This window comes from Pseudomonas sputi, assembly GCF_021603585.1.
In the GTDB taxonomy this organism is placed as follows: Bacteria; Pseudomonadota; Gammaproteobacteria; order Pseudomonadales; family Pseudomonadaceae; genus Aquipseudomonas; species Aquipseudomonas sputi.
This window is the reverse complement of record NZ_BQHI01000013.1, coordinates 78,458-96,748: the sequence shown is the minus strand read 5'-3', so window position 1 is coordinate 96,748 and position 18,291 is coordinate 78,458. Positions and strand designations below refer to the sequence as shown.

The following is an 18,291-nucleotide window of genomic DNA, read 5'->3' as shown; positions in this document are numbered from 1 at the left end:
CTGGCTTCGCTGATCGTTCCCTCGCAGAGCGTGGGAACGATCAACAGCAGCCTCGATCACCAAACGCCAATCTGAACGATTTTCTCGGTCTCCGGCTCCCCATAACGAAACCGCTGCCCACGCACATCAATCTCCTGATGGCTGATGGTCGTGCGCCGCTTCAACCCGCGCAGCCACTCGAACAGATACCCCGCATGCTCTTCGCGCACCGCCGCATACGCCGGGTCTGCGCCCAGATCCTGCAGCTCCTGCGGATCATTCAACAGATCGAAAAGCTGCGGCCGGAAGCCGTCGTATGCCAGGTATTTCCAGCGCTCGCTGCGCACCATCGTCATCCGGCAACGGTCGATCGGCTGGCCGAGACGCTCACGTGCCGGGGCCTGGAAGGCGTAGTCGTATTCACTGATTGCATAGCGGCGCCAGTCCGCAGTTTCACCGTGCAGCAACGGAATCAGCGAGCGACCTTCAAGCCGATGCTCGGCGCCGGTCACGCCCAGTGCTTCGAGAAAGGTCGGCACGCCATCGATGGTTTCCGCCAGACGTTCATCCACGGTGCCCCGTGTGACATCCGCCGCCGCACGCGGGTCGCGCACGATCAATGGAACCCCCACCGCCTGCTCCAGCAAAAACTCCTTCTCGCCCAGCCAGTGATCGCCCAGAAAATCGCCGTGATCGCTGGTAAACACGATCAGCGTGTCCTCCCAGCGTCCGTTGCTTTGCAGGAAATCGAACAGCCGGCCCAACTGATCATCGACCTGTTTGACCAGGCCCATGTACGTCGGGATCACGTTCAGTCGTACCGGATCTTTGGAGAAATTCAGGCTTTCCTCATGCTGGCGAAAGGCCTGATAGACCGGGTGGTCGCTTGGAGAGGCATTACGTACCGGTTCGAGAATCGATTTCGTACTGTACAAAGTGTGGTACGGCGCCGGTACGATGTAGGGCCAGTGGGGTTTGATGTAGGACAGGTGTAAAAACCACGGTTTTTCACCTTGCTCACCGATGAAGTCGATGGCTCGATTTGTAGTGTAGACAGTCTCTGAATGTTGCTCGGGAATTCGCGCCGGCAAATGGGCATTGCGCATTTTCCAGCCGCTGAGGATTTCGCCGTTGTCGCCTTCGGCCGCGTTGGCCCAGTCGTGCCAGGGGTTACGCCCTTCGAAACCCTGCTCGCGCAGGTAGTGGGTGTAGGGCGCGGATTCGCGTTTGTCATCGAACAGCGGGTCGTCGGGGAAGATGCCGTCGTGACGCAAGTACGGCTCGAAGCCGACTTCATTGAGCACTTCGGCGTGGGCGCTTTCAGGGTTGATCGCCAACCGCTGCAAGGCATCCACGTTGGCCGTGGCGTGGGTCTTGCCGACCAGCGCGGTACGAATGCCGTGAGGGCGCAGGTAATCGCCGATGGTCAGTTCTTCCAGCGGCAGCGGTACGGCATTCCACGCCACCTGATGGCTGCTGACATAACGCCCGGTGTAGGCCGACATCCGCGACGGTCCGCAGATCGTGCCCTGGGTGTAGGCGCGGCTGAAGCGCACGCCGGCGGCGGCCAGGCGATCGATGTTCGGGGTGTGCAGGTGCGGGTGGCCGTAGCAGGACAGGTAATCGCGGCGCAGTTGATCGCACATGATGTACAGCACGTTGCGCACAGGGTTTTGCGGGGTGGGCATGGGGTTCACCAGTCAGAAAGACAGGCGAGGTTTTTCGCTTTCGGCGAGGGTGTTCGGCAAGTGCATTCGGGGAATGGGTTATATGCAGCGAATGCATCGTTGGCCGTGGCGACGCCTTCGCGAGCAAGCCCGCTCTCACATTTGGAACGCGTACTCCTGTGGGAGCGCGCTCGCTCGCGAAGGCGGTGTGTCAGACGGCGAGGTTCGCCAGCGAACACACCTCTTCTTCCACGGCATCAATCGCCTTGATCTGCTCGATCATCGCCTCGGCCAATGGCGACAACCGATACCCGGCGCGGCTGACAATGCCGTAACGGGTGTAGAGCTCCTCGAGATCATCCGCCAACCCTTCGACCTTCAAGCGCACCAGTTCACCCCGGGCCTGGTGCAGCGCATCCGAATAGGCGCCGACGATGCCGATCGCATCGGAGCGCAGCACCACGCCGAGCAGGCTGGCGCTGTTCTCGCACTCTACGTTCGGGACGAAATCCGGCCGGCCACTGAGGTCGACGATGACCTTGCGCAGGTTTGGCGGGCGAATGCTCACGGCCAGTGGATAACTCATCAGTTGCTCTGCCGTGACTCGCTCGAAAGCGCCCAGCGGATGCCCGGCGCGGCAGCAGAAATGCCATTTGCGTGGCCGCAAGCGGTGGGTCAGATAATCCGGATCCGCCTCGAAGTGCCGAGTGTCGGCGACGAAGAATTCGAACTCCTCGCTCAGCAGTCTTTTGCTCAGGCTCTGCCAGTCATCAACCTGGTAATGCACCCGCGCTTTCGGGTATCGGCCGATGAAGCTGCCAATGGCTCGCGGGATTAATCCCGCCGCCGGCGCAGGGCCGCAACCAAAGCGTAATTCCCCCGTCTCCAGCCCGTTGAACTGGCTGATCTCGTTGGCCATCTGTTGCGCGCCGCTGACCAGTCGCCGCGCGTGTTCAAGCAGCACATGGCCCTGTTTGGTCGGTGGTAACTCCTTGCGCCCGCGATCCACCAACTGGCAACCGACGCTGTGCTCCAGCGCCTGAATGCTACGGCTGAACGCCGACTGCGACAGATTCACCGCCTGCGCACCGGCGACGAAGCTGCGTTGTTCGGCAAGGGCGATGAAGTGTCTGAGTTGGCGCAAGTCGATATGCATTTTTCACATAAAAAATATCCGGGAAATGCATTGGATATGCATTAGGTCGACTCCTTATAAAGGCAATCTCTTATGCAGTAAATCTTTGTAAAAACATAAATAAATAACTTAAAAGAATATGCGGCACGGAAGATGTCTGCGTGTTTTTTGACCAGGAGCAGTCCCATGAGTCCGTTGAACCTCGCTTCACCGCCGCCGCCACGACGGCTCAAACGCCTGCCTCTGGCCCTGTTGCTGGCGGGGAGTGCCAGTTGGACCCACGGCTACGCCGCTGAGGCAGAAACTCCCGCGCCGGCACCGGCAGGCAAGACCGCGAACGCCACTTCGCAACTGGAAACCGTGACCGTCACCACCCGCCGTCGCGAAGAAAGTTCTCAGGACGTGCCGACGCCAATGAGTGTGGTCAGCGGCCAGACTCTGGAGACGCAACGGGTCTACCGGATTCAGGATCTGCAGCAACTGGTGCCCAGCGTCAACGTCGCCTACATGCATGCGCGCCAGTCCAGCGTGTCGATCCGGGGCCTGGGCAACAACCCGGCCAGTGACGGTCTGGAAGGCAGCGTCGGGTTGTACATCGACAACGTGTATCTGGGCCGTCCGGGGATGGCGGTGTTCGACCTGATGGACATCGAACAACTCGAAGTCCTGCGCGGGCCGCAGGGGACGTTGTTCGGCAAGAACACCACCGCCGGGGTGATCAACATCGGCACCCGCGCCCCGAGTTTCACCCCGGAGCGCAGCATCGAGACGTCGGTCGGCGAGGACGGTTACTTCCAGACCAAGGGCACGCTTTCCGGGCCGCTCAACGATCAGTTGGCCGGACGCATCTCTGCCTATCGCACCCGCAGCGACGGCGACATCAAGAACGAATTCAACGGCCATGACCTGAACGGCGGTTCCCGCGACGGCTTCCGGGCGCAACTGCTGTTCAAGCCCAACGAGAATTTCAACCTGCGCTGGATCGGTGACTACAACGAAGAGGATTCCAGCGCCGGCACCCGCGTGCTGTACAACACCGGGCCGACCATCAATGGCGTCAATCTCTACTCGGCCCGCGCCGCCGCTGCCGGCGCGACGCTGGTCAACGGCTCGCATCGCAAGGTCAATCTGGACAACGACCAGCATGTCACCGTGCATCAGGGCGGCACATCGGTGGAGGCCAACTGGACCCTGCCGAGCGACTTCACCCTGACCTCGGTCAGTTCCTACCGCTTCTGGAATTTCACCCCGCGCAACGACGATGGCCTCAATGTGCCGGCGACCTACAACGCCGGGGTGTCGGTGGAAGACAAGCAGTACTCCCAGGAATTTCGCCTCGCGTCGCCCAAGGGCGAGTTCTTCGATTACGTCCTCGGCGCTTATTACTTCGGCTCGGATCTGGACAACAAATCCTTCGCCTATTACGGCCCGCAGGCGGACATCTGGAACGGCACGCCACGGGGTGCGCTGGCCAACGTCAACAGCGTCGGACGTGGCCATATCAAGACCGACAGTTTCGCGTTGTTCGCCCAAGGCACCTGGCACCTGACCCCGCGTCTGGATTTCACCGCCGGGGTGCGTGGCACCTACGAAGAGAAGAACGCCTGGGTCAATCGTGATGCGCCGGTCGGTGGCGCCGCTGTCACGGGTGCCGCAGCCACCGCGCGACGCGGCCGGACCGGCGCCTACGATTCCGGCGATTTGAACCAGTACAGCTCCAGCCCGTCCGGATTGCTCAACCTCAGCTATCGCTTCACCGATGATCTGCTCGGCTACGCCACGCTGTCTCACGGCGAAAAATCGGGCGGGGTCAACCTTGTGGTGGGTTCCGCACCAACTGCTGGAGCTGACTCGCTACTGATCGGCACCGAGCGCGCCAACAACGCCGAACTCGGCTTCAAGAGCACGCTGTGGGATCGTCGCTTGCAGCTCAACGCCAACGTGTTCTGGACTCAGGTCAACGCCTACCAGACCAACGCCTACGACGACGTCAACCGTGTGCAATACCTGACCAACGCCGGCTCGGTGCGCTCGCGCGGGGTCGAGTTCGAAAGCACCTTGATTCCGCTGCGCGGCCTGACGCTGAACTTCAACGGCTCGTACAACGACGTCAGCTATCTCTCTTACAAGGACGCGCCGTGCCCGCCGGAAGTCAGCCAGGCACCGGGTGCTCCGGCCTCGTGCGACCTCAGCGGCCATCAGGTGGTCGGCGCCTCGAAATGGATCGGCAACGCCAACGGCAAGTACGAATGGAATCTGGATAACGGCCTGCAACCTTATGTCACCGGCAGCTACGCATTCCGCTCCAAAGCAGTGGGCACGGTCGAGGATTCCGACTACGGCCAGATCCCGAGCTACGCAGTGGTCAATCTCTCCACCGGCCTGCGCGGCGATTTCAATCAGGGTCAGTGGGACGTCTCGCTGTGGCTGAAAAACGCCTTCGACAAAACCTACTACACGACTCTGTGGACCGGCGGCAACGGCGGCTATGAAGGCCTGCTCGGTACGCCGCGCACCCTCGGCGTCACCGGTCGCTACGACTTCTGAGGCCTTGCGCAGGAAGTCACTGCACTGTCAGACAAAGTTCGCTTTTGCACTTGGAGCTTCGTCCTTCGGCGATTACGAACAAGATTTTCGAATCCTTTCCGGTGGTCGTCAGGGTTACGACACCTTTCGAGTAATCCGAAGTCCAGGAGTCTTTGGGTTGAACGAGATTTTTTGTGCCGCCCTGGAAGACATTGATCGGGGCGGCGGTTTTGTTATGAACCGATACCGAAAGGGCAAGCTGTGACCCCGAGCGAGTCACGCGCCCTTCGATAGGTACGGCGTTGAGCGGGTCGTCGGTCAGCGCCGTGGTATCGGCTTGTGCGACCTGCATGCAGGCCGGAAGCATTAGAAGTAAAAAGCAAATCAGGCGTCTGGTTTTCATGGCGAATCTCCTTGAACAGATCGATAGACCCGGAACATCGTTTTTGTTTATGAGACAAAAGCGAAGGCCTGTCACCTGTCAAACCTGACAGGTGTGGCGTTGTTTTATATGTGTTACCCGATGATGGGTTGTCGCGCCTTAACGGCACTTATGTAAATGCCAACTCTGGCGCCAAGCTGGTTATCACCGACGGCAATGATTCCAATGGCCGCTTTAGCGGCACCCTCAGCCAGGGTGGCGTGAGTGACGACATCCGCTGGGGAACTACCACTTCCAGAACAGCACCGACAACCCGATCACAATCGCGGTGCTGGCTCAGAACGGAAATAGCGGTTATCAGATCTGGACGCTGTTTTCGCCCGATCACAACTACGCGAAACTCCGGGCTACCGGCTCCCGCGTGAACTTCGATGGTGAAGTTGTAAACTTGGGTGGGGAGTTTCTTAAGCAATAAGAAATTGCGTCAATCGACGGCCGGGGCATTAAACATGCATCGGCCTTTTTATTTGCCTTTTAAAAAGTCCGTCAACGATCACCTCGTTATGAGTGGTCACTGAATCCCGGGTCATCGATCAACCGATGCCTTGGATGAATACTTTTTATGCCGGGAAAGCATGTCGATTTCGACGAATCGCTGAAAGCCTTGCAGGCCGTGGCTCCGGCGGAAATGACCGGTTCATGTATTCCATAAACGTCTATCCATAACATGAAAGATTACTTTCGGAGATAAGCCGCGGGCCCAATGATTGCCCCATCGATCACGCCGTGGGGGATTCAACAAACGGCGAATCGGCTAAGCGAAAAAACGCAAAGAGACCGCAGGGAGTCAATCAATGGGCAATGTTCAGACCGCCGCCAGCGCACAGGAGGTGCTGTGGCGCCAGGCGCCGAGCGGCGAGTTGGTCGATCTCGGCCGGCCCCATCGCGTGCCGTTGGGGCAGCTGCGTTTGCAGCGTGCGCCCAAGGGCATTCTGAGTCGCCGCGAAACGATTCTGCTCGGCGTTCTGGCGCTGGTGGTGCACGGCGCGGTGATCTACTGGATCAACCAGCATCCGACGCCGGCGCTGCCGATCGTGCCGCCGGAAATTCCACCGATGACCATTGAGTTTTCGCGCCCGGCACCCCCGGCGCCGCCTGTGGTTGTCCCGCCGCCACCGGCACCTGTGGTCGAGCCACCGCCGCCGGTGGAAGACGAACTGGCCACCAAGCCGCCACCGAAACCGAAGCCGATTGCCAAACCGAAACCGGTGGCCAAACCCGTACCGAAACCGGCGCCCAAAGCGGTCGAGCAACCACCGGCGCCGCCACAACCGGCCGCCCCGGTCGCTGCGCCCGCGCCACCTGCACCGGCGGCGCCTGCGCCGGTGACGCCGGCCTCGGCCAACGCCGCGTACCTGAAGAACCCGGCGCCGGAATATCCGTCGCTGGCCCAGCGTCGCGGTTGGGAAGGCACGGTGTTGCTCCGGGTGCACGTGTTGGCCAACGGCAAACCGGGCGAGATCCAGATTCAGAAAAGCAGTGGCCGGCAACAGCTCGACGACGCGGCGCTGGACGCCGTGAAGCGCTGGAGCTTCGTGCCGGCCAAGCAGGGTGATGTCGCCCGGGACGGCTGGGTCAGCGTACCCATCGATTTCAAGATTCACTAAACCGAAACCAAATTCGCGCGAAATGTTTACACGAGGGAACACATCATGACGTTACTGGCATCTCCACTGGAATCCATCGAAAGCGCGGTGATCTGGCTGCTGGTGGTCTTCTCCGTCGCCACCTGGGGGCTGGCATTGCTCAAGGCGCTGCAGTTCGGCCGGCTGAAGGCGCAGGACCGCAAATTTCACAAGCGCTTCTGGGCGGCGTCGAGTCTGGACTCCGCCGCCGAGTTGAGCGAAGCCCAGCCCGGCGCGGCCGCGCGGGTGGCACAGGCCGGTTATGCGGCGATACAAGTGGGCGAGGCGCCGCAGGCCAATGACCTGAGCCAGGCGATCAACCATCAGGATCGCCTCGAACGTGCCTTGCGCCAGCAGATCGTCCGCGAGCGTCGTTCGCTGGAAACCGGTCTGGCGGTGGTCGCGAGTATTGGCAGCACCTCGCCGTTCATTGGCCTGTTCGGCACGGTGTGGGGAATCATGGAAGCGCTCAAAGGCATCAGCGCGGCGGGCTCGGCGAGCCTGGAAACGGTCGCAGGACCGATCGGGGCGGCGCTGGTCGCCACCGGTGTGGGGATCGCGGTCGCGGTGCCGGCGGTGCTGGTTTACAACTACTTTTTGCGTCGTCTGAAACTGACGGCGGCGGACCTGGAGGACTTTGCCCACGACTTCTACAGCCTGGCGCAAAAGAGCGCGTTCCGCGTGCTGATTCACCCGACCGCGCACAAGGCAGCGGCCCAGGGCAACGCAATAAAAGTGAAGGAGGCGTCCTGATATGGCCTTCTCCACGCAAGACAGCGACGAGGTGCTGAGCGAGATCAACGTGACGCCGCTGGTGGACGTGATGCTGGTGCTGCTGGTGGTGTTCATCGTCACCGCGCCGCTGCTGACCAACGCAATACCGATCAACCTGCCGAAGACCGAAGCGGTGGCGCCGGTCGAGCAGAAAGACCCGTTGGTGGTGAGCATCGACGGTGCGGGGAAACTGTTTATCAACAAGGACGAAATCCAGCCGGATCTGCTGGAGTTCAACCTCAAATCGGCCAAGGCCAAGGACCCGGAAGTGCGCGTGCAATTGCAGGCGGACGACGGAGTGAATTACGGCGAAGTGGCGCGAGCCATGGCTTCGATTGAGCGGGCAGGCATCACCAAGCTGTCGGTGATCACTGCACGATAAGGGTTTCAGGTTTTTCCGGGGCCGTCTCCTTGGCAGGGTGCGGCCCCTTTTTTGTTTGCGGCTTAATATTCTTTTAAGGTCTTAATAAATAGCTTCTTATTCCTTAACGAATATATATACCGTCCCTATACTCGTTCAGGAACAGACACGACGCAGGAGAGCTCCCCATGCGCAACGAATCAATCCGCTATCTGATTGTGCCGGGCTGGCAAGGATCGCCAGAAGATCATTGGCAAACCCACTGGCAGAACAGCCTGCCCAACAGCGTGCGGGTGGAGCAGGCCGACTGGCTGACGCCGCGTCGTGAAGACTGGGTCGCGGCGCTGGCCGAGGCGATTGCCGCCGACAGCTCGCCGGTGATCCTCATCGCGCACAGCCTGGGCTGCATCACCGTGGCGCACTGGGCGGCCACCGCGCCACTGCATCATTTGCGTCAGGTGCGCGGGGCGCTGCTGGTGGCGCCAGCGGATGTCGAGCGTCCGGCGTGCGTGCCGGCACTGCGCAATTTCGCACCGATCCCGAGCGATCTGCTGCCGTTCCCGAGCCAGGTGGTCAGCTCCGACAACGACGCCGCCGTCAGTGCGCCGCGTGCGCTGGAACTGGCGCGCAACTGGGGCGCCGAGGCGGGGATTCTCGCCGGCGCCGGCCATATCAACGTGAAGTCCGGGCATCAACGCTGGGAGCAGGGATTCGCTTATCTGTATCGCCTGCAAAACCGCATGGAACACCACGCCCGGCGCCGTGCCTGACCCAATTTATTTTTTTCAACGCCCCCGTCTCCCGGCGATTTGGGGCGGGAGTCTGCCATGAGTCTTGAAACCTTCGGTCAGCCGTTGCTGACCTTTCCCGATGCGGAAAAAAGTCCCCTGAGCATCCGCGCCAAGGCGCTGGTGTTCGTTGATCCGCGCTCGCGCCAGTTGCGCGAAGAAATGGCCCAACTCGCACCGCGCTCGATTTCGGTGTTGATTCGCGGCGAGACCGGCACCGGCAAGGAATTGCTCGCCCGTCACATTCATCGCGCCAGTGATCGCAGCGGCTTGTTTGTCTCGGTCAATTGCGGGGCGATCAGCCCGACTTACGCCGACGCGGAATTGTTCGGTTATGCCGCCGGCAGTTACAGCGGCTCGGCCAGCAGTCGCGCCGGCTGGTTCGGCTCGGCCAACGGCGGCACCTTGTACCTGGACGAGATCGGCGACCTGCCGCTGCCGATCCAGATCAAGTTGCTTTCCGCGCTGGAAAACCACGAAGTGACCCGCGTCGGCGCTCATCAACCAAGCCCCGTGGACGTGCGTCTGGTCGCCGCGACCAGCATCGATCTGGCGCAAGCGGTGGCGGCGGGGAAATTCCACGAGCGGCTTTATCACTATCTCAGCGAAGGCCATCTGGAACTGCCGGCATTGCGCGCGCGGGTTGGCGACATTCTGTCGTTGGCCGAGTACTTCCTCGGCATCTACAGCCAGCGTCTGGATCTGCCGGTGCCTTTGATCAGCGAAGCGGCGCAGCAGATGCTGGAACAGCACAGCTGGCCGGGCAACACCCGGGAGCTGGAAAACGTCATTCATTTTGCGTTGCTGGTGAGCACCGGCGACGAAATCCTGCCGGAGCACCTGAACCTGCCCGAGGTGTCTGGGCCGCTGGTTCAGATCGAACGTCAGGTGGCGAGCATCAGCCTCAACGGCACTGCCGATGAACGTAAGGCATTGAAAGAATGGCTGTTGAGCCTGAGCGAGGCGTTGTAACCCTTTTGTTCAACATGAACAAAATGGAATATGAAGCTGAATAAACGTTATTGTCCGGGAATAAAAAATCCCGGTATTGTCCGCTTCACGCCAGCAGTAGCACATCGCTGGCACACGTATTAATGCCGTCGTCGATGACGACCGTGATTTTCGATAAGGACACTGCATGAAAAAGGTTCTGTTGTTTACCGCATTGGCGGCTGCTCTGACGGCTTCCCTGGCCCAGGCCGGCGAGAAACTGGTGGTGGCCGCGACGCCGGTGCCACACGCCGAGATCCTCGAGCTGATCAAGCCGACCCTCGCCAAAGAAGGCGTGGATCTGGAAATCAAGGTTTTCACCGACTACGTTCAGCCGAACGTACAGGTGGGCGAGAAGCGTCTGGATGCCAACTACTTCCAGACCAAGCCTTATCTGGACAGCTTCAACGCCGGCAAATACAAGGATGACAAGGCCAAGTACCTGGTGACCGTGCAAGGCGTGCACGTTGAACCGTTCGGTGGCTACTCGAGCAAGTACAAGACCCTGGCTGAACTGCCGGACGGCGCTACCATCGCCATTCCGAACGAAGGCAGCAACAGCGGTCGCGCTCTGATCCTGCTGCAGAAGGCTGGCCTGATCGAACTGAAAGATCCGAAGAACGCCCTGGCCACGCCGAAAGACATCGCCAAGAACCCGCACAACTTCAAGTTCAAGGAACTGGAGTCGGCCCTGCTGCCGCGTGTTCTGAAAGAAGTCGACCTGGACATGATCAACACCAACTACGCGCTGGAAGCCAAGTTGAACCCGACCAAGGACGCCCTGGTGATCGAAGGTGCGGATTCGCCTTACGTGAACTTCCTGGTCGCCCGTGAAGACAACAAGGACAGCGACGCCATCAAGAAACTGGCCGCTGCCCTGACCAGCCCTGAAGTCAAAGCGTTCATCGAGAAGAAGTACAACGGCGCGGTATTGCCGGCGTTCTGATCCGACGCAGCAGCACCCCCCTTCAAGGTTGAAAAAAACGCCGATGACCAGCGATGGTCATCGGCGTTTTTTCTGGCGTGTGGATAACTCAGGCAGCGCTGGTTTTCAGCGCCCTGCGCAAGGCCACCAGCCATTTCACGAAATCCTGCGGGTCCGGTCGCTGCGGCACTTTTACGTCCATGTTCTCTTCCTTGTTATGAGTTCGGCCGGGGGAGTCTGGCCAAAAGCTGTTCGTCCTTGGAGGCCTTTTATGAAAAAAAGATCCTTCCTACAGCGAAAGGAAAAAATAGCCTTCTTATTCTGTCGGGGCAAACCCGCAGGATAGTTTTTCGCGTGATATCAATATGCTTTAACGGTATTTAAATTCTTTTCCTTATGCCTCCAAAGTCGGTGCCTAATCAGGCCAATTCCACGCCGGCTCATCCAGCACCCTCTGCCCGACGATCCCGGTCTGGCCGAGGGTCTTTTCCAGCACGATGCAATTGCATTCCGGGTCTTCCTGCAACGCCGAAATCAAGCGCCGGGCATGGGACACCACCCACACCTGACACTGCTCCGACACTCGAATGATCAGCCGCGCCAGCGCCGGCAGCAGGTCCGGGTGCAGGCTGGTTTCCGGTTCGTTCAGCACCATCAGCGACGGCGGGCGTGGCGTCAGCAGCGCGGCGACCAGCAGCAGATAGCGCAACGTGCCATCCGACAGTTCCGCTGCCGACAACGGCCGCAACAACCCTTCCTGAAAGAACTCGATGGCGAAGCGTCCGCCCGCCAGCGGCGCGATGTTCAGTCGTGCACCGGGAAAGGCATCGCTGATCGCCGCCTGCAACGCCTCGGGGTCGCCGATCTCGCGGATGGTCTGCAACGCCGCCGCCAGATCGCGGCCATCGTGATGCAGCACCGGCGTGCGCGTGCCCAGTTGCGGCTGGCGCACCGGGGCGTCGGCGTCGCTGCGAAAGTGATCGTAGAAGCGCCAGCGGCGGATGAACTCGCGCATCTGGAACACCTCCGGCGAGGTGCGCAGGCTGCCGACCTGATCGAACAGGCTGTCGAAGTTCGGCGTGTGCTGGGCCAGCACGTCCCAGCTGCGTCCGTCGCGGGTACGGATCATCGGCCCGTCGCGATCCACCAGCAGACTGGCCGGACGATAGAGCGGCCCGGCCCAGATGCATTCCTTTTTGATTTCCGGGTCGAGGGAAAAGTACGAGAGGCTCGGCTCCGGCAATCCCAGGGCGATCGAATAGCTGAAATCTTCCCCGGCAAAGCCCAGGCGCAGGCGTTTGACGCCCTGGCGCACGGTGGACTGGATCGGCACCTCGCCGTTGCGCATGCGCCGGCTGATGGTTTCCGGCCCGGCCCAGAACGTCGAGTCGAGCCCGCCCTCTCGGGCCAGCGCATTGACCACGCCGCCCTGAGCGGTTTCCGCCAGCAGCCGCAGCGCCCGGTACAGGTTGGACTTGCCGCTGCCGTTGGGGCCGGTGATCAGGTTGAGCCGCCGCAGCGGGATTACCAATTTATTGATCGAGCGGTAATTGGCCATCGCGAGGGTCTTGAGCATTGAATCCTCATTGATCGTTCCCACGTTCTGCGTGGGAATGCATCCCGTGACGCTGCGCGTCACAGGCAGACGCAGAGCGTCCGTGGCGGCGTTACCACGCAGCGCGTGGGAACGATCGCCGGGAGTATAAGATTCGCGCACACAGACTCGGAACCCTGTTCTAAGCTCACAGTCGTATCGTCACTTGCACGTTCGTACACAGGAAGGAGTCTGCATGGCGAGTCCCGGATTGAAAACAGTGGTCATGCTCAGTCTGTTCGCTTTATTGAGTGCGTGTGGCGAGAAAGAGGCCCCGGAGGAATACCTGCCCCGGGTCTTCGTGCAGGAGGTGAACCCCGCCAATTACGCCGCCGCCGTGACCCTCACCGGCGATGTGCAGGCCCGCGTGCAGACCGAACTGTCGTTCCGGGTCGGTGGCAAGATCATCCAGCGCATGGTCGATGTCGGTGACCGCGTCTCGGCCAAACAAGTGCTGGCCAAGCTCGATCCGAAGGATTTGCAGACCAACGTTGATTCCGCCCAGGCTCAGGTAGTGGCCGAGCAGGCGCGGGTCAAACAGAGCGCCGCCGCGTTCGTCCGCCAGCAGAAACTGTTGCCCAAGGGCTACACCAGCCAGAGCGAATACGATTCCGCGCAGGCTGCATTGCGCAGCAGCCAGAGTGCCTTGAGTGCAGCGCAGGCGCAGTTGGCCAACGCCAAGGATCAATTGAGCTATACCGCGCTGATCGCCGATGCGCCCGGCGTCATCACCGAGCGTCAGGCCGAAGTCGGCCAGGTGGTTCAGGCCACGGCACCGATTTTCAGCCTGGCCCGGGACGGCGACCGTGACGCCGTGTTCAATGTTTACGAGTCCCTGCTGGCCGAGCGGCCGGCGGAGCGTTCGATTGTCGTCAGCCTGCTCGACAACCCCGCCATCAAGACCACCGGCACCGTGCGCGAAATCACCCCGGCGGTGTCCGCGCAGTCCGGCACGGTGCAGGTCAAGGTCAGCCTCGACAGCCTGCCGCAGGGGATGCAACTGGGCTCGGTGGTGAGCGCCACCGCCAAGGGCACCGGCAAATCGGCGGTTGAATTGCCGTGGTCGGCGCTGACCAAGAACGTCAGCGATCCGGCGGTGTGGATGGTCGACGAAAAAGGGGAAGCGCAGTTGCACAACGTCACCGTCAGCCGCTACCTGATCGGCAAGGTCATCATCAGCGAGGGCCTCAAGGGCGGGGAAAAAGTCATTGTCGCGGGAGGGCAGTTGCTGCATCCGGGCATGAAGGTCGAAATTGCCGAAAACACCTACAAGGATTTGCAACCGGGAGCACAGCCATGAAGCCTCTGGGGCTGTTATCCATTGGCCTGGTGCTGGCCGCCTGCTCGAAAAGCGAGCCGCCGGCGGAGCCGGTACGGCCGGTGTTGTCGGTCAAGGTCGAAGCGTTGAGCGAGGAAAACCTCGGGCGTTTCGCCGGCAGCATTCAGGCGCGCTATGAAAGCAACACCGGTTTTCGTGTCGGCGGGCGGATTGCCAGCCGCAACGTCGATGTCGGTACCGAGGTGCAGAAGGGCACGCTGCTCGCTACGCTCGATCCGACCGATCAGCAGAACCAGTTGCGTTCGGCCCAGGGCGACCTGGCCAGGGTTCAGGCACAGCTGATCAACGCCCAGGCCAATGCCCGCCGTCAGCAGGCGCTGTTCGATCGCGGCGTCGGGGCGCAGGCACAACTGGACATTGCCATGACGGATCTGAAGACCACCCAGGCCTCGCTGGATCAGGCACGCGCGGCGGTCAACCAGAGCAAGGATCAACTCGATTACACCCAGCTGCGCTCTGACCACAAGGCGGTGGTCACCGCGTGGAACGCCGAGGCCGGGCAAGTGGTGACGGCGGGCCAGCAGGTGGTGACCCTGGCGCAACCGGACATCAAGGAAGCGGTGATCGATCTGCCGGACACCCTGGTCGATGAGATCCCGTCCGACGTGGTGTTTCTGGTGGCCGGGCAGCTCGACCCGAGCATCAACACCACGGCCACCCTGCGCGAGATCGAACCGCAGGCACAAAGTGCGACGCGCACCCGGCGTGCACGGCTGACCCTGGCCAACACGCCCGACGGCTTCCGCCTCGGCACCGCGATCAGCGTCACCCTGAGTTCGGCGATCAAGCCGCGTATCGAATTGCCAGCCACGGCGTTGCAGGAGGTCGACGGCAAACAGCGGATCTGGGTCATCGACCCCCAAAGCAAAACCGTCAACCCGCGCGACGTCAGTGTGATCAGCCGCACCGCCAGCAGCGTGGTGCTCGCGGGGGGCGTGAAGAACGGCGAGCGCGTGGTCAGCGCCGGCGTCAACAGTCTCAAACCCGGACAATCCGTGAAACTTGACGAGGACAGTCAATGAAAGGCTCTTTCAATCTCTCCGAATGGGCCCTCAAGCATCAGTCTTTCGTCTGGTATCTGATGTTCGTCGCATTGCTCATGGGGGTGTTTTCCTACTTCAATCTGGGGCGCGAGGAGGACCCGTCGTTCACCATCAAGACCATGGTAATCCAGACCAGATGGCCAGGCGCGACCCAGGAGGAAACCCTCAAGCAGGTCACCGACCGCATCGAGAAAAAACTCGAAGAACTCGATTCCCTCGACTACGTAAAAAGCTACACGCGCCCCGGCGAATCGACGGTGTACGTGTACCTGCGCGACACCACCAGCGCCAAGGACATTCCGGAAATCTGGTACCAGGTGCGCAAGAAGATCGACGATATTCGCGGGCAGTTTCCCCAAGGCATTCAGGGGCCGGGATTCAACGACGAATTCGGTGACGTGTTCGGCTCGGTGTACGCCTTCACCGCCGACGGCCTGACCATGCGCCAGTTGCGCGATTACGTGGAACAGGCGCGGGCCGAGATCCGCAATGTGCCGGGACTGGGCAAGATCGAAATGATCGGCCAGCAGGACGAAGTGATTTACCTGAACTTCTCCACCCGCAAACTGGCGGCGCTGGGCATCGATCAGCGCCAGGTGGTGCAGAGCCTGCAATCGCAGAACGCCGTGACCCCGGCCGGTGTCATCGAGGCGGGGCCCGAGCGGATTTCCGTGCGGACTTCGGGGCAGTTCGCTTCGGAGAAAGACCTGGCCGAGGTCAATCTCAAACTCAACGACCGCTTCTATCGCCTGGCCGACGTGGCCGACATCACTCGTGGTTACGTCGACCCGGCCACACCGGAATTTCGCTTTGACGGCAAGCCGGCGATCGGTCTGGCGATTGCCATGCAGAAGGGCGGCAACGTCCAGGAGTTCGGCAAGGCCCTGCACAAACGCATCGATGAGCTGACCGCGGATCTGCCGGTTGGCGTGGGTGTGCACACGGTGTCCGATCAGGCGGTGGTGGTGGAGGAGGCTGTCGGCGGATTCACCAGTGCCTTGTTCGAAGCGGTGGTGATCGTGCTGGTGGTCAGCTTCATCAGCCTCGGCGTGCGCGCCGGGCTGGTGGTGGCGTGTTCGATCCCGCTGGTGCTGGCGATGGTGTTCGTGTTCATGGAATACAGCGGCATCACCATGCAGCGGATTTCCCTCGGCGCTCTGATCATTGCCCTCGGCCTGCTGGTGGACGATGCGATGATCACCGTGGAGATGATGGTCACGCGCCTGGAAATGGGCGAGAGCAAGGAGGAGGCTGCGATGTTCGCCTACACCTCGACCGCGTTCCCGATGCTCACCGGTACCCTGGTGACGGTCGCCGGTTTCGTCCCCATCGGCCTCAACGCCAGTTCTGCCGGCGAGTACACCTACACGCTGTTTGCGGTGATTGCCGTGGCGATGATCGTGTCGTGGATTGTGGCAGTGTTCTTCGCCCCGGTGATTGGCGTACATATTCTGAGCACCAACGTGAAATCCCATGAGGCCGAACCGGGGCGCGTTGGCCGGGCGTTCAACGGCGGTTTGCTGTGGTGCATGCGCAATCGCTGGTGGACCATCGGCATCACGGTGTTGCTGTTTGTGCTGGCGGTGTTCTGCATGCGCTTTGTACAGAATCAGTTCTTCCCGTCCTCGGATCGGCCGGAAATCCTGGTTGACCTCAACCTGCCGCAAAACGCCTCGATCGACGAAACCCGCAAGGCCGTCGACAAACTCGAGGCCACGCTCAAGGGCGATGCGGACATCGTGCGCTGGAGCACCTATATCGGTCAGGGTGCGATCCGTTTTTACCTGCCACTCGACCAACAATTGCAGAACCCGTACTACGCGCAACTGGTGATCGTCAGCAAAGACTTCGAAGCCCGCGAGGCCCTGAGTCAGCGCCTGCGCGAACGTCTGCACAAGGACTTCGTCGGCATCGGCAGTTACGTCCAGGCGCTGGAAATGGGCCCGCCGGTGGGGCGCCCGATCCAGTACCGGATCAGCGGCAAGGACATCGACCAGGTGCGCAAACACGCCATCGACCTGGCGACTGAACTGGACAAGAATCCGCACATCGGCGAGATCATTTACGACTGGAACGAGCCGGGCAAAGTCCTGCGTATCGACATTGCCCAGGACAAGGCGCGCCAGCTCGGGCTGTCCTCCGAAGACGTGGCGAACCTGATGAACAGCATCGTCAGTGGCGCGCCGCTGACCCAGGTCAACGACGACATCTACCTGATCAACGTGGTCGGTCGCGCGGTGAGTTCGGAACGCGGTACGCCGGAAACCCTGCAGAACCTGCAGATCGTCACACCCAACGGCACGTCGATTCCACTGCTGGCCTTCGCCACGGTTCGTTATGAGCTGGAGCAGCCGCTGGTGTGGCGTCGTGACCGCCTGCCGACCATCACCATCAAGGCGTCGGTGCGGGACGAGATTCAACCGACCGATCTGGTGAAAATCCTCAAGCCGTCCATTGATGCCTTCGCCGAAAAACTGCCCGTGGGCTACAAGGTCGCCACCGGCGGTACGGTCGAGGAAAGTGGCAAGGCGCAGGGGCCGATTGCCAAGGTGTTGCCGCTGATGCTGTTCCTGATGGCGACCTTCCTGATGATCCAGCTGCACAGTGTGCAGAAGCTGTTTCTGGTGGCCAGTGTCGCGCCGTTGGGGTTGATCGGTGTGGTGCTGGCGCTGGTGCCGACCGGAACGCCGATGGGCTTCGTGGCGATCCTCGGGATTCTGGCGTTGATCGGCATCATCATCCGCAACTCGGTGATCCTTGTGACCCAGATCGACGAGTTCGAGCGCAAAGGTTATGCGCCGTGGGATGCGGTGGTGGAGGCCACCGAGCACCGGCGTCGTCCGATCCTGCTGACGGCCGCGGCGGCGAGCATGGGCATGATCCCGATCGCCCGCGAAGTGTTCTGGGGGCCGATGGCCTACGCGATGATCGGCGGGATCGTGATTGCGACCCTGCTGACGCTGCTTTTCCTGCCGGCGCTGTATGTGGCCTGGTACAAGATTCGCGAGCCGAAGAAGGACGCTTCGACATCGGCACATTAAGCAGGCTTGTTACATATTTGCGAAGGGTCTGACTTACAGCGTCGGCGTATTCAGTTAACGTC

14 protein-coding genes are annotated in these 18,291 nt (G+C 61.1%); 10 read left to right on the top strand and 4 right to left on the bottom strand.

Annotated features, from left to right (window positions below; translation table 11 throughout):
- Positions 1 to 56: 56 nt before the first annotated feature.
- Positions 57 to 1,667, bottom strand: coding sequence for an alkaline phosphatase family protein (locus L6D81_RS18575; RefSeq protein ID WP_236181380.1), 1,611 nt, complete (start codon positions 1,665 to 1,667; stop codon positions 57 to 59).
- A gap of 190 nt (positions 1,668 to 1,857) precedes the next feature.
- Entirely contained in the window at positions 1,858 to 2,802 is a 945-nt protein-coding gene (locus L6D81_RS18570) for a LysR family transcriptional regulator (protein WP_236181379.1), read from the bottom strand.
- Between the two features lie 165 nt (positions 2,803 to 2,967).
- On the opposite strand from L6D81_RS18570, the gene L6D81_RS18565 reads away from it, so the two are divergent.
- Positions 2,968 to 5,328 carry a TonB-dependent receptor gene (locus L6D81_RS18565; protein ID WP_236181378.1) on the top strand — a complete coding sequence of 787 codons (2,361 nt, stop codon included), beginning with the start codon at positions 2,968 to 2,970 and terminating at the stop codon, positions 5,326 to 5,328.
- Positions 5,329 to 5,344: 16 nt separating this feature from the next.
- Here L6D81_RS18565 and L6D81_RS18560 read toward each other — a convergent pair whose 3' ends face one another.
- Positions 5,345 to 5,710, bottom strand: a complete 366-nt coding sequence (locus tag L6D81_RS18560) for a hypothetical protein (RefSeq protein ID WP_236181377.1) — start codon at positions 5,708 to 5,710, stop codon at positions 5,345 to 5,347.
- A gap of 833 nt (positions 5,711 to 6,543) precedes the next feature.
- Here L6D81_RS18560 and L6D81_RS18555 point away from each other — a divergent pair.
- The 6 genes from L6D81_RS18555 (at position 6,544) to L6D81_RS18530 (ending at position 11,233) form a co-directional block, all read left to right on the top strand.
- Entirely contained in the window at positions 6,544 to 7,356 is an 813-nt protein-coding gene (locus L6D81_RS18555; RefSeq protein WP_236181376.1) for an energy transducer TonB, read from the top strand.
- Between the two features lie 45 nt (positions 7,357 to 7,401).
- Positions 7,402 to 8,127, top strand: coding sequence for a MotA/TolQ/ExbB proton channel family protein (locus L6D81_RS18550; protein WP_236181375.1), 726 nt, complete (start codon positions 7,402 to 7,404; stop codon positions 8,125 to 8,127).
- Between the two features lies 1 nt (position 8,128).
- Positions 8,129 to 8,530 (top strand): ExbD/TolR family protein, encoded by a 402-nt coding sequence (locus tag L6D81_RS18545; protein ID WP_003220570.1) that lies wholly within the window; start codon positions 8,129 to 8,131, stop codon positions 8,528 to 8,530.
- 167 nt (positions 8,531 to 8,697) lie between these two features.
- Positions 8,698 to 9,279: an alpha/beta hydrolase gene (locus L6D81_RS18540; RefSeq protein WP_236181374.1), complete on the top strand. Its 582-nt coding sequence runs from the start codon at positions 8,698 to 8,700 to the stop codon at positions 9,277 to 9,279.
- A 57-nt stretch (positions 9,280 to 9,336) separates the two neighbouring features.
- Complete coding sequence (locus tag L6D81_RS18535) at positions 9,337 to 10,269, top strand: sigma 54-interacting transcriptional regulator (protein WP_236181373.1); 933 nt, start codon at positions 9,337 to 9,339, stop codon at positions 10,267 to 10,269.
- Positions 10,270 to 10,435: 166 nt separating this feature from the next.
- Positions 10,436 to 11,233 (top strand): MetQ/NlpA family ABC transporter substrate-binding protein, encoded by a 798-nt coding sequence (locus L6D81_RS18530; protein WP_236181372.1) that lies wholly within the window; start codon positions 10,436 to 10,438, stop codon positions 11,231 to 11,233.
- A gap of 394 nt (positions 11,234 to 11,627) precedes the next feature.
- Here the strand turns inward: L6D81_RS18530 and L6D81_RS18525 are convergent, their stop codons facing one another.
- A complete protein-coding gene (locus tag L6D81_RS18525; RefSeq protein ID WP_236181371.1) occupies positions 11,628 to 12,788 on the bottom strand; it encodes an AAA family ATPase in 1,161 nt (386 codons plus the stop codon).
- Between the two features lie 214 nt (positions 12,789 to 13,002).
- Here L6D81_RS18525 and L6D81_RS18520 point away from each other — a divergent pair, with 214 nt between their 5' ends.
- From L6D81_RS18520 to L6D81_RS18510, 3 genes are read left to right on the top strand one after another with little or no spacing between them, the layout of a single operon-like run.
- Positions 13,003 to 14,106: an efflux RND transporter periplasmic adaptor subunit gene (locus L6D81_RS18520; RefSeq protein ID WP_236181370.1), complete on the top strand. Its 1,104-nt coding sequence runs from the start codon at positions 13,003 to 13,005 to the stop codon at positions 14,104 to 14,106.
- A complete protein-coding gene (locus L6D81_RS18515; RefSeq protein ID WP_236181369.1) occupies positions 14,103 to 15,167 on the top strand; it encodes an efflux RND transporter periplasmic adaptor subunit in 1,065 nt (354 codons plus the stop codon). Before L6D81_RS18520 ends, L6D81_RS18515 begins: the two co-directional genes overlap by 4 nt.
- The gene (locus L6D81_RS18510; RefSeq protein ID WP_236181368.1) at positions 15,164 to 18,229 is read left to right on the top strand and encodes an efflux RND transporter permease subunit; all 3,066 of its coding nucleotides are present in this window, start codon (positions 15,164 to 15,166) and stop codon (positions 18,227 to 18,229) included. The genes L6D81_RS18515 and L6D81_RS18510 overlap by 4 nt, the downstream gene beginning before the upstream one ends.
- Positions 18,230 to 18,291: the final 62 nt, after the last annotated feature.

Excerpts from the sequence above, each read along its gene's own strand:
- L6D81_RS18550 (WP_236181375.1), top strand. The coding sequence starts at position 7,402 with ATGACGTTACTGGCATCTCCACTGGAATCCATCGAAAGCGCGGTGATC.
- L6D81_RS18530 (WP_236181372.1), top strand. The coding sequence starts at position 10,436 with ATGAAAAAGGTTCTGTTGTTTACCGCATTGGCGGCTGCTCTGACGGCT.
- L6D81_RS18515 (WP_236181369.1), top strand. The coding sequence starts at position 14,103 with ATGAAGCCTCTGGGGCTGTTATCCATTGGCCTGGTGCTGGCCGCCTGC.
- L6D81_RS18555 (WP_236181376.1), top strand. The coding sequence starts at position 6,544 with ATGGGCAATGTTCAGACCGCCGCCAGCGCACAGGAGGTGCTGTGGCGC.
- L6D81_RS18540 (WP_236181374.1), top strand. The coding sequence starts at position 8,698 with ATGCGCAACGAATCAATCCGCTATCTGATTGTGCCGGGCTGGCAAGGA.
- L6D81_RS18545 (WP_003220570.1), top strand. The coding sequence starts at position 8,129 with ATGGCCTTCTCCACGCAAGACAGCGACGAGGTGCTGAGCGAGATCAAC.
- L6D81_RS18560 (WP_236181377.1), bottom strand. The coding sequence starts at position 5,710 with ATGAAAACCAGACGCCTGATTTGCTTTTTACTTCTAATGCTTCCGGCC.
- L6D81_RS18510 (WP_236181368.1), top strand. The coding sequence starts at position 15,164 with ATGAAAGGCTCTTTCAATCTCTCCGAATGGGCCCTCAAGCATCAGTCT.
- L6D81_RS18565 (WP_236181378.1), top strand. The coding sequence starts at position 2,968 with ATGAGTCCGTTGAACCTCGCTTCACCGCCGCCGCCACGACGGCTCAAA.
- L6D81_RS18520 (WP_236181370.1), top strand. The coding sequence starts at position 13,003 with ATGGCGAGTCCCGGATTGAAAACAGTGGTCATGCTCAGTCTGTTCGCT.
- L6D81_RS18575 (WP_236181380.1), bottom strand. The coding sequence starts at position 1,667 with ATGCCCACCCCGCAAAACCCTGTGCGCAACGTGCTGTACATCATGTGC.
- L6D81_RS18525 (WP_236181371.1), bottom strand. The coding sequence starts at position 12,788 with ATGCTCAAGACCCTCGCGATGGCCAATTACCGCTCGATCAATAAATTG.
- L6D81_RS18535 (WP_236181373.1), top strand. The coding sequence starts at position 9,337 with ATGAGTCTTGAAACCTTCGGTCAGCCGTTGCTGACCTTTCCCGATGCG.
- L6D81_RS18570 (WP_236181379.1), bottom strand. The coding sequence starts at position 2,802 with ATGCATATCGACTTGCGCCAACTCAGACACTTCATCGCCCTTGCCGAA.